This window comes from Pseudoalteromonas sp. MMG005 (assembly GCF_018101015.1).
Classification (GTDB): domain Bacteria; phylum Pseudomonadota; class Gammaproteobacteria; order Enterobacterales; family Alteromonadaceae; genus Pseudoalteromonas; species Pseudoalteromonas aurantia.
On record NZ_JAGJEK010000014.1, the window covers coordinates 87,573 to 99,001 of the forward strand.

Annotated in this window: 11 protein-coding genes; 3 read left to right on the top strand and 8 right to left on the bottom strand. The window is 37.5% G+C overall.

The annotated features are described in order from the left end of the window. The first annotated feature begins 9 nt into the window (after window positions 1-9). Genes J8M01_RS12490 through J8M01_RS12500 form a run of 3 tightly spaced genes read left to right on the top strand, consistent with a single transcriptional unit; the run spans window position 10 to window position 4,797 of the window. Window positions 10-2,091, top strand: coding sequence for a 6-hydroxymethylpterin diphosphokinase MptE-like protein (locus tag J8M01_RS12490; protein WP_211058179.1), 2,082 nt, complete (start codon window positions 10-12; stop codon window positions 2,089-2,091). Further along, window positions 2,091-3,398, top strand: a complete 1,308-nt coding sequence (locus tag J8M01_RS12495; protein WP_247671116.1) for a DUF4910 domain-containing protein — start codon at window positions 2,091-2,093, stop codon at window positions 3,396-3,398. The genes J8M01_RS12490 and J8M01_RS12495 overlap by 1 nt, the downstream gene beginning before the upstream one ends. A 28-nt stretch (window positions 3,399-3,426) precedes the next feature. Further along, on the top strand, window positions 3,427-4,797 hold the full coding sequence (locus J8M01_RS12500; RefSeq protein ID WP_211058180.1) for an NAD(P)-binding protein: 1,371 nt from the start codon (window positions 3,427-3,429) through the stop codon (window positions 4,795-4,797). Here J8M01_RS12500 and J8M01_RS12505 read toward each other — a convergent pair. From J8M01_RS12505 to J8M01_RS12540, 8 genes are read right to left on the bottom strand one after another with little or no spacing between them, the layout of a single operon-like run. Further along, the gene (locus J8M01_RS12505; protein WP_211058181.1) at window positions 4,781-5,764 is read right to left on the bottom strand and encodes a GNAT family N-acetyltransferase; all 984 of its coding nucleotides are present in this window, start codon (window positions 5,762-5,764) and stop codon (window positions 4,781-4,783) included. The genes J8M01_RS12500 and J8M01_RS12505 overlap by 17 nt on opposite strands. Before the next feature lie 9 nt (window positions 5,765-5,773). Further along, a complete protein-coding gene (locus tag J8M01_RS12510; RefSeq protein WP_211058182.1) occupies window positions 5,774-6,439 on the bottom strand; it encodes a class I SAM-dependent methyltransferase in 666 nt (221 codons plus the stop codon). 45 nt (window positions 6,440-6,484) lie between these two features. Further along, on the bottom strand, window positions 6,485-7,189 hold the full coding sequence (locus tag J8M01_RS12515; RefSeq protein ID WP_211058183.1) for a nucleotidyltransferase family protein: 705 nt from the start codon (window positions 7,187-7,189) through the stop codon (window positions 6,485-6,487). Next, entirely contained in the window at window positions 7,189-8,625 is a 1,437-nt protein-coding gene (locus tag J8M01_RS12520; protein ID WP_211058184.1) for a PfkB family carbohydrate kinase, read from the bottom strand. Before J8M01_RS12520 ends, J8M01_RS12515 begins: the two co-directional genes overlap by 1 nt. 9 nt (window positions 8,626-8,634) lie before the next feature. Further along, entirely contained in the window at window positions 8,635-9,291 is a 657-nt protein-coding gene (locus tag J8M01_RS12525) for a class I SAM-dependent methyltransferase (RefSeq protein ID WP_211058185.1), read from the bottom strand. Next, window positions 9,284-9,760 (bottom strand): WbuC family cupin fold metalloprotein, encoded by a 477-nt coding sequence (locus J8M01_RS12530; RefSeq protein ID WP_211058186.1) that lies wholly within the window; start codon window positions 9,758-9,760, stop codon window positions 9,284-9,286. Before J8M01_RS12530 ends, J8M01_RS12525 begins: the two co-directional genes overlap by 8 nt. After that, the gene (locus J8M01_RS12535; protein WP_211058187.1) at window positions 9,757-10,851 is read right to left on the bottom strand and encodes a DegT/DnrJ/EryC1/StrS family aminotransferase; all 1,095 of its coding nucleotides are present in this window, start codon (window positions 10,849-10,851) and stop codon (window positions 9,757-9,759) included. The genes J8M01_RS12530 and J8M01_RS12535 overlap by 4 nt, the downstream gene beginning before the upstream one ends. A gap of 9 nt (window positions 10,852-10,860) precedes the next feature. Further along, window positions 10,861-11,427 carry an acyltransferase gene (locus J8M01_RS12540; protein WP_211058188.1) on the bottom strand — a complete coding sequence of 189 codons (567 nt, stop codon included), beginning with the start codon at window positions 11,425-11,427 and terminating at the stop codon, window positions 10,861-10,863. Window positions 11,428-11,429: the final 2 nt, after the last annotated feature.

Genomic DNA, 11,429 nt, shown 5'->3' on the forward strand with positions numbered 1-11,429 from the left:
GGTAGAAAAATGACAACGCCTTCCTTAGAGCAGCAAATTAGTAACCTCAGCTCAAAGCTATCAGAAACCTTAGAACATAAGCAAAGAGAAGATAAATTTGCTATCGAAGCAAATGAACGGTTTTCAAAAAATTTAGCTTGCTTTGAAAAATACTACCAAGAAATTGCCCAAGCAATAAAAGACTATCAAACAAGAGATGACTTTTGTATTCACGTGACATCTACCGGCCATGGTAATTTTTTTCCAAAAAATATAGATGCACCAATATATTCAGACGACCCGATTGCACAGACTCAAGAACAAATTGAAGTTCAAACAACTCATGCTGTATATAGCTTGACGGATTATACTGGGTATCCACAAGATGATATGGATACAAGGATACATAGCCGTTACATGACAGCCCTTACAAGACATATGTGTGATGTGCGGACTGAGAATAAGAGTTCTATAAAAGTATTACCTGATTCATTTCCTACGGCAATTATTTTTGGTATTGGCCTTGGTTATCATGTGCCCTTATTACTTAAGCGGACCCATTTTGATTATGTGTATTTAATAGAACCTGAATTTGAACAATTCTTCGCTAGTCTATTTTGTACGGATTGGTTTGAAATCATAGAGACTGTTGATGAACAAGGAGGGTGTCTGTTTTTTCATCTAGGAATTGATCATAAATCATTTATGGATGATATAGAGAAAATATCAGAAGATGTTGGTGCTTTTTCATTGGTCCGCAGTTTCTGTTATCAGCACACTCCAGGTCAAACTTTAAATACATTGATTCAAAAATGGTGCTCTGATTACTTTCGTTTCCAATTTGGGCATGGGTTTTATAACGATGCAGTTACGGGATTAGCACATAGCATTCATCATTTACGAAATAATGCGGCTATACTGAGTAAGTCGCCGACAGGGTTAGATTTTGACACACCAATATTTATTGTCGGTAATGGCCCTTCCCTCGATAGTGCCGAAGAGTTTTTGAAAAATAATCAACAAAACGCGGTTATTATTGCAATAGGAACTTCAATTGCATCTTTACATAACAAAGGTATCCAAACAGACTTTCACGTTCTGGTTGAGAGGCCGTATTCGAACTACAAAATATTTGGTGATATTCTCCCAAGTGAAGAATATCAAAAAGTAAATTTATTAGGCTTAAATACTTTATACCCGGATACAACTAAGCGATATAAATGGGCGGGAATAGCTGCTAAAGGTAGTGAATCAGGTACTTGTTTATTAAATCTTTTATCTCAAATTCATCTTTCTCAAGGATTACCTTTAATTCCATATTGTAATCCCGTTGTTGCGAATGCTGCCCTGTCGTTTATGTTATTTATGGGATTTCGGAATGTGTATTTATTCGGGATTGATAATGGTTCTCAACCATGTGGTACCCATCATAGTAAAGACAGCATTTATAGCCAGTCTGAGGAGGATGGTAGTGAGGGATATTTGAGCTTGAAATTTGATGGAAAAGCCCTTGAAGGTAATTTAGGAAGTTATGTTATATCTAATGACTTGTATATTGTTGCACATGCACAGCTTGAAAGATTAATTAGCCATTATAATGCAACAAGTTGTATGAACGTTGGGCATGGTGCAAAGATTCAAGGGGCAATAGCGACCCCGACAGACAATTTAATAGACTTAAAAAAGCCGTTAGATAAGGTCAGTGTGATTGAGAGTATAAAGCAAGGCTTTTTCGAAGAATTACCACTAGATGATGTGGAAGAGAAGTTTATAGCGGTTGATAAGTTACAAGATGTATGCGAACACGTTCTTGCAATTTCTAGGGAAGATGTCGATTCACGTAAAGTGGCATCGGAACAATTGCGAAGACAGGCTCGGTTTATTTATTCTTTACGAGATACGAGTCTTGCGCATCTGTTCCACATAATTAAGGGGGCGCTCTTATACTACCATTGCCCAATGATAACGCTTTTATATCAGTACGATGATGAGGCTTTTTGCTTGGAAAAATACAGTGAACTTAATCTGCTTTGGCAACAGTATGTTGAAGAGATAAGAGATGATTACGCTATGAATTATGATAGAACATGTGATTTAGGCAAGGAAATTTAATGTTGAAGTATCAAGAGTCTGAGTGCTTTTATAGTGCATTATTTGATGAGTTATTCCCTATAATGAGGTCGATTACGGGCCCTGGGTTAAGGCATAGTTATGATATATTCGCTAGGTATATGCCATTAGATACCTTATCAATAAAGACAGGAGAAACTATATTTGATTGGACTGTTCCACAAGAGTGGCATTGTTCTGAAGCTTACTTGATAGGCCCTGATGGTGATAAAATCGCTGATATGAGTCGATTAAATATTGAAGTTGTGAATTATTCTGAACCAGTAGATAAAGAGCTGGACTTGGTGCAACTACAAGAGCATTTGTATAGCTTACCTGAACAGCCAGATGCAATCCCCTATGTAACGAGTTATTATAAAAAACGCTGGGGCTTTTGTTTAGCGCATAGTGCTAGAGAAAACTTAAAGCCAGGAAAATATCGCGCTGTGATTAAAAGTAGTTTCGAAGATGGTAGCTTGGATATTGCGCAAACAATGTTATCAGGGGAGTCAAAAAAAGAAGTCCTTCTTAGCTCCTATTTATGTCATCCTTCAATGGCGAATAATGAACTGAGTGGCCCGCTTGTTTTATTAGGCTTATATCAAAGAATTAAAAATTGGCCGCGTAGACGTTACTCTTATCGCTTTATATTGAACCCAGAAACGATTGGTAGTTTAGGTGTTCTCCATTTTATTGGAGATGAGCTTCGAAATAATTTAGAAGCTGGGCTTGTTATTAATTGTATGGGGGGCTCGCAATCGGAGTTAACTTTTAAGCATAGCCGCAATGATACTGGTTTACTCGATGCACTTCTTTACCATTTGAACGACTATGGTCACCATCATCACAATATCCCTTTTAGCCCTTTAAGTGGCTCTGATGAACGTCAATATAACTCTCCTGGCTTTCAGTTGCCGGTGTGTTGTGTTAGCCGAAGCTTTCATGATGGCTATAGCGAATATCATACTTCTTTAGATAATAAAGCATATATGGGTATAAAACCATTATTAGATAGTATAGATAAGTTAGAAAAGCTATTTCTGGCATTTGAGCAGTCTGCGACATTCAATAATTTGAAGCCATTTGGCGAACCTAATTTAGGTAGCCGTGGTCTTTACCCGACACTTAGCTTTTTTAGTGAGGAGCGGGCAAGTCAGGCGGACGAATTAGATCGGATAAAAATGTTGTTGTGCTACAGTGATGGAGAGAATAACACTATTGATATTGCTAACAAGCACGGACAGTGTGTTTCTGAATATGCATCAGCGATCACCAAGTTAGAAAATAACGAATTACTAGGTATGGTTTGATAGTAGTACTAAGGTGTTGAGGTGATGTATGAATCAAGAAAGTGCAGTAGTTGTTGGTGGTGGAATTTGTGGGTTAGTTGCAGCACTATTACTTAAAAAAAACTATAAAGAAGTAACGATTATAGAGCAATCGACAGAAGTGGGGGGCTTATTTCGATCAGTTTCAGATAGTGAAGGTGTGCGTTACGATATGGGTTCGCATATACCTAACAGCACTGGCATTGATGATATAGATTCGCTTTTATTTCCTAAAAATGAAATAGAAAAAAATTGGAATGTGATACCTGAATTGAAATCAGGAAACTACTTCTTTGGCTCATGGGACCTTGAAAGTCCATTTCCTGACGGCAGAAAAATTGATCCAGCACATTATGCTACAGCATGTGGAGAACTGGTAGGCTTAGCTGATTTGTCTAGTAACCCACTTATTTATTACTATTGCTTAGAGACATTAGGACCTATATTTACGCATACAATCATTTTACCAATTTTACAAAAACTGTATGGCCAAAATGTTGACTATAAGTCGCTGACAATGGATGCGGGGCTATTCGGGTTTACCCGTATTTTGGCATTACCACGTGATGTAGCAGCAAAGTTAAAAGAATTACCCGCATTCGATGCCAAGCTTGGATATCAGAATAAAACAGACTTTCTATTGCGTATGCAAAGAGAACCACGCATATCACCTACATATTTTTATCCTAATGGTAATAAAAGTGTTGAGTGCTTGATTAGTATTCTAAAAGATCAGATTCACGAGCAAGGAATAGTGATTAGAACTTCGACAAGTGTTGATAAAATTAATGTTGAGGGTACCGAAGTTAAATCAATTGCTTTGAATGAAGTAGCTGAAGCAGTGAAGTGTGATCTACTATTTTGGAGTGCCCCACCATTTTTAGCTCTAAAAGCGATGGACATTCCAACACCAGCGTCGAAAGTAGTTCTAAGGACTGCTGTGATTTTTCACTTAAATTTTGATTTGGCACTTCTAGATACACAATCACATTACTTGTGGGTCTGGGAGCATTCGACATCGATATTTCGTTTAACTCTGTACCCTAATTTGCATGGTAGCGTCAAGTATAACAATCTTTCTGTTGAAATCTTATGTGCGCCAAATGAGGTTGACCAATTTATAGTCGAAGACATAGTCAAAGAGTTGCAAGATATGGGAATTGTTAGTGAACAAGCAGCTCTAATCAGTCATGTAAAGCAGATAGAGCACAATACATTTCCAGTACCGACAACGGCATTTTCACAGAACAGTAAGTATAATTACGATAAGCTTTGTGAAAGTGTCGACAATATTATAGTTTCAGGAAGATATGGTGGAAAATGTTGGCGTCAAGCTGATGTTTTAGTTGACGCCTATAACTCGATTAAGGCGATAGAGTAAGTTGGTAATATGGAGTAACATTTCCTCCAAAACTTAGCTTGAACCAGCCCCTTTGAGGGCTATTAATTCCTTCTAGATCAATATTCGCTATGCCTGATTTTGCCAAAGATATGAACGATTCTTGCAATACCATAGTACCCGTATGTTCATTTCTCATTTGAGGGTCGTTCGCACCATATAGATAATATGCCTGAGAACCGTATAGTAGAAATACAGCGTAACTGCCAACTTGCCCAGATGCACTCTCGGCTTGAAACATTAATATTAGATTGTTATCGCAAAGTGCTGTTATGAATTGGTAGAGCCTTTCTTGATCTTTCAAAGAGAATTCAATATTTTGGCGTTGCATTGTCAACGTATATAAATTACAAAAATTTTTGTAATTTTTCGATTTACTGACAATAACACCTTTTTTATGGCCATATCGAATTTCTTGTCTTCGAGAGACTGAGCTATTTTTATAAAGTAAAGACTCCTTATACTCTATATTTTCTTTGTTGAGTTCTTCAATTGATAATAGTGAAGTATATCTAACATCTACATGAAATCTCGGTTTTTCACGTTCATGGTAGTTAACCCAAAGAAAAGCTCTAATATCCTTAATATTCGGTGATAGTTTAAGCTTCACATGATGATATTTCTGAGCTAAATACTCAGCAATAAACTGCTGTGCTGAGAATTGTTCAGAATGTGCTTGAGCCGAATTCAAATGCTTAGTAGAGCGGTGAATAATACCATCGTGGATAATATCTGGGTGACCGATAACAGAGTCACCTGATTTATCTACGATCAGTAGCAAAGCTGCAATTTTTTCATCGCCCTTACAACAATAGAAAGAATTGATATTTTCGGTGAGCCCGTCAATATAGCTACTTTGCATAAATGGGGTTCCATGATCCGAATTTTGTATGAATTCATCCCAGCTATTATCTAGGTTGCAACGCTGCATCGATAGTGTTTTTGACATTACTCTATATTACCTTTTTTTCAGCACGATGCTCCAAGCTGCGTGAATATTGTCACTGCCATAGGAAGATGAGCTCGAGTGATCAAGAGAGATTATTTCAAATTGTTGTACTAGTGTATGAATAAGTTCAGCATCAAAAAAATTAACACTTCCTACACCAGCAAAGGGTCCCCATGTGTAACCTGACTTTGTGTATTTGTCTATTGATTCTGGAGCTTTTTCATAGTCTGAATGCTCAGTACTAAACCAGTCTGTTATGAGCATGATACCACCTTCCTTTAATTGCTCGTAAGCCTGGTTTAGGTATCGCTGTATATCTTTATGGCCGTTATGAACAGATGCGCCTCTATCAACAATTAAATCAAATTGATGACTTATTGGCCATGGTTTGGTGAAGTCACACGTATGTAAGTTACCAGCTATTGATGGGTAGCGCTCTTTTAGTTGCTCTATTATAAAAGAGCTGCCATCCATGCCATATACATTGGGGCAATGTGTTAAAAAAAATGGAAAGTTGGCACCTGCGCCACATCCTACTTCTAAAATAGCAAATTTCTCAGATGCGTTTCTGAGGTTTGTATGGCGTAGTGAACCACTTACAATTTCGCTCCAAGGCCATACTGACATGTGTTCATTATTTCGGTAAAGCTCATCCCAGTTTTCGCAAAAAGCCATAATATTGTCCTCTATTTAATATTTTGAAGTGAATTTTTGCAAAAATCACTCCATATTTAAGCCGCAGACTTTGTAATAATTCTTTGGTGTACCAATATCTAGATAAGTTCGATGCGTTTTCCAGCCCTGCATACTTCCAACCATGCGAGGTAATACATCTAAACTAAGTTCGTAATGATGCATTGGTTTTAACCCATAAAAATAACGCTTATATACATTTGGAGAGAATAGAAAGAGTGCCCCACTTGCAAGGTTTCCTGGTGGGTTAGGGACTTTTTCATGAAATTCTGTAATGACATTGTGATTATCTAGTTTTACGATCCCGCAGTTATGTGGGGTTTCTGTATGAAAAAGTAATAATGTGACATCAATATTATGAGGCTTGCTCATGTGTTTCGAAAGCATTTCCTCTAGGTTGTCAGCACAATAATTATCCGCATGTATAACCCAGCAAAGCTCATTGCTCCAAAAAACCTTATTGTTAATTAATGTACCAGCGGTACCTAACAAGCGAGGTTCATATGAGATATGAATTCTATCCTTATATGGACTTTGATAAATGAATTCTTCAACTTGTTCATGCAGGTAATGGGTGTTTATGAGAAATTCTTTGACACCTAACCCGTCTAGTTTTTTTAGCCAATTAGCAAGGAGAGGTTCTCCATTTATTGGGACCAAACATTTTGGAGTGTGGTTTGTTAATGGACGAAGCCTTGTACCTAAGCCAGCTGCTAGTAGTACTGCTTTCATTATGCCAATGACTCTATTGTAACTTGTTCTAACATCGTAAGTTCTAAAGGTGAATTTCCTAAAGAGTTCACCTGACAAGCAGAGGCCATACTGCCGAGATAGTAACTTAACCACGGAGAAGCATCGGTTGTTAAAGCCAAAGAGCTTGCAGCAAGGAAGCAATCACCAGCACCAGCAGGATCAACAGCATGCTTATTTATTGCGGGTAATCTATCGCTTTCCCAGCTTGTTAGGTCAGCAGTGGGTTGATGAATGAAGATACCTTGTTCAGACAGAGTTATGACTATGCTTTCAGCTCGGCTCTTCGTTGCTAATTTTTGAGCTAGGATAACTAAGCCATCATCCGGGTTGTTGAGAGCAACTCTCACTTCTCGCTCTGTGGGTGTCACTAAGTGCATACCTTTGTAGCGTGAGATATCGCCTACTTGTGATGAAGTTTGACTATCAGCCACAACTTTAACATTATTTTTAATACATAGGTTGGTTATATTATCTACCAGCCACTGCGGTAATACTCCGTAATTAAAATCTGAAAATACAACTAAATCCATATCATTGATTATATTGCTTACTTTATTCAGAATATCATTTTGTAAATCTTTAGCGACTTTGTGTTGCCTGACTTGGTTCACACGAAGCAATGTTTTATTACCAGCTCTATAACGGATCTTGAGTGGAGTTGGCCTGCTGTTATCATCAAATAGGCAACTATTTACATTATATTTATGGATGTTTGATTTCACATACTCGCCCATTTTATCTTCACCAACAACGGATAAAAGATGTACGCTTTTTGCCCCTATTGATTTGATGTGACCGGCTGTAATCGCTGCTCCTCCCAAAAATATGTCTGTTTTATTTGGAGTCATAACTATCGTAGGATCTTCTTGAGAGAGGCCAATAGCAGTACCTTGTACATATTGGTCAACAATAATTTCTCCAATTACGAGAACATTTAAGGTTTTTATTTTCGCAAATGTTGAGTGAACTTTGGGAATATCAATTTCGTGGCGTTTGGCGTATTCTCGCGCTTCGCGATAGTCAAAGGTTAGCGTATTTGGTTTTCTTATAAATTGTTCAGCATTACTTTCAAATTCGCCAGACCCAAATATGAGTTTTCCTCCGTATATATTAAGGGCTTTACGTTCTGGGTTATCTCTGCTTTCAAATTCTTTCCCTTTTACAACGGCATAAGGTTTATATTGATGAACAATATCTGTTGCCGATTTATTTGTTAGAAATGCATCGTCTACACACTCTAAAGATTGAACAACTTCAAGCCGGTGCTGTTCACTCACTCGACTTTTGAATGGCATTGCTGAATCGGAATTAACCGCAACCAGTAATTTATGGCCACATTCACGAGCAAAATGTAATAATCGGATGTGACCAGGGTGTAAAACATCAAAGTTACCTTGGACAAGTACTGTTCGCATAAAAATCTCTTATTTTGGGTTGCAGGCGACCACGAATAAATAATGACACATTGGCGCATAACCAGTATGTAATACCTCATCGTTCATTCCGAATGAAAAAACATTATGAAAGTATTTGGAGAATGTGTCATATAATCTTTCGCCACTATATAGGTTAACATGTTGCTCATTCTTGGTGGCGTACTTCTCCGCAGTTATATTGGGAGTACCTATAATGCACATGCCGTTATCTGCCATGTTATTTAATATAGCCTGCATAAATTTATCCTCATTTTCTGGGTATATATGCTCAATCACATCTAAAGAAACGATCACGTCAAATTTACCAAATATCTCTGTTAAAATATTTGAGCACTTGAATTGAATTTTTTCATCAGTTAAGTTCTTTGTAGCCCAATTTACTGTTCTTTCATCAAAGTCAATGGCCAAGATTTGATTTGCCTTTTCTTTCAGCATTAGAGTACCAACGCCATCGGAGCAACCGAACTCAAGGACTGAAGAGTTGCTTGGTAACATTTTCATCACAAATTTATATCGTGCTAGAGTAAAAACACAATGTTTCATGTCATGTTTAATAAAGTCAGTAAAATAAGGACCAAGCAGAAAACCTTTGTCATTAGGATCTATCTTTGCAGTTCTCATCCATAGTTCTTTTTCTTTAGTCATTTTTAATTCCTAGTTGTGAAATTACGGCATCAATTGCGCTTTTATCGACGAGCCAAGAAGGGTGATCGTTTACCGAGCTGAAATTACCCGTAATGGTCTCTTGATACACGGATATTTTTGAGCGGGGTATCGTTAGTGTATAGTATTCATCAGAAACCCAAACAGTATTTGTATTTAGTTTTTCAAGCAGGAAGCTGTCAACTATGGAGCCATCATTGTTTAAAATAATCAGAATGATTTCGCCTTCTAAAATAGTGAAGCATTTGTTCGCACCAACCCTCCGTTGTGGTAATAATACTGATTCTGAAGTAATGGCAATGAGCATATTTTGCAAATCATCACTAGAGCAAGTGTGTAAACAGTATCGATAACGTCCATTATCTGAGTTATATGCTTTTTCTTTTAAGCTCTTTAGCTCATTCTTACCTATGCTCCTAATATTACCTTTGATAAATATAGCATTACTCATAATTTAGTCTCATAAAACTCTATAACTTTTAAAATAACAAACTCTACTTGTTCATCTGTCATTTTCTCATGTGCTGGAATTGCTAACAATAAATCGGCTGCTTGCCTCGCTTTTTTTAGTTCCACAGAATCGTAATGTTCATAACAAGGTTGTGAAGGAATTAATATGCTATCCCTAATCCGTGCTTCTATTTGGTTTTCATTTAAAAAATTGAACAGACTCTCTCTATGTTCTGTGTATAATAAAAATAGATAATAGGCGTGGCTAGTGTCTGCACTTATAGAGGGAAACGATACATAGGGTGAAAGTTTTTGAATGTATTTTTGAGCAATTGTTTGGCGACGGTGAGTAACTTTCTCATAATTTTTTAACTTTTCAAGTAAAATTGCAGCTTGTATAGTATCCATTCGACAGTTGATACTTGGCTTGTAACACAATTCCTTATTCACCATTCCGCTATATCTTGCTGCAATAAACTGCTCATACAGCAGGGAGTCATCGGTCAGAATAACCCCAGCTTCACCTAAAGCTGAGAGAGGCTTCATTGGGTTCATGCTAATACAGCTTACCAAGCCAAAACTCCCAACGGTTTGGTTATTATACTTTGCGCCAAAGGCTTGGGAGCCATCCTCGATTAGAGGGATTTTATATTTTTTGGAGATTTCGACGAGTCTTTCGTAGTTTGCCGGATGACCAGCGTAATCAACAGCCAGTATTGCTGCTGTTTTTTCATTAATAAGTCGATCTACATGTTCAGGATCGATATTTAAAGTGTTATCAATATCGGCAAAAACAGGTGTTGCCCCATGCATAACAAAGGCGTTTGTGGACGCAATCCAAGAAAGAGGAGTCGTAATTACTTCTTGCCCCCGACCAATACCGAGCACTTTAAATGTCAAAAATAGCGCGTCAGTACCAGAGCCAACAGCAATACAGTACTTTCGATTACATAGTTCTGCAACTTTCTTTTCTAATAAGTTATGCTCGGGTCCTTGAATAAATTGACCATGATTTAATACTGATTTTATTGCTAATAATATGTTTTCTTGTTCATTTTCAGAAATTGAGAGCTTTAAAAAGGGGACATGCATAGTAATAGCCTAATAAATAGTTTTCTCTAGGAGTAAAAGTTCTCTAGAGCGAGGCTTGTATATTTTCGCGGGAGTTCCATGATAAATATGCCACGCTTCAGTGTCTGATTTAACTAGGGAGTTAGCTCCAATGCTAGTTCCTGAGGCTAGAGTTATATTTGGAAGAATGATCGAGTTAGTGCCAATGATAGTATGTTCTTCTATTACGACTTTACCCTGATTCCCTCCAGTTAGATCCTCGGGTACCATCACTCCTGTCATATATGCACCTGAGTAATCATCACTGGCAGAGAATATTTTGCAGCTAGGTGCGAGAGTTACGTAATCTCCTATGCTTATACCCCACCGCGCTCCCAAAAAGCAGTAGTTGTGAATACTGACGTAGTTACCAATTGATAATTCATTGGTTGCAATTATGGTAGAGAAGTCATCTATTCTGACATTATTACCAAGAGAGATATTCTTAGCACCATATATACTGGCTCTAGAACTTATCTGAACATTACTACCTACTTTTTTAAATCCTGCCTGCTTTAGCTCGGCTTTTGTATACCTTTGCGCACCTAAGTGATTCATAA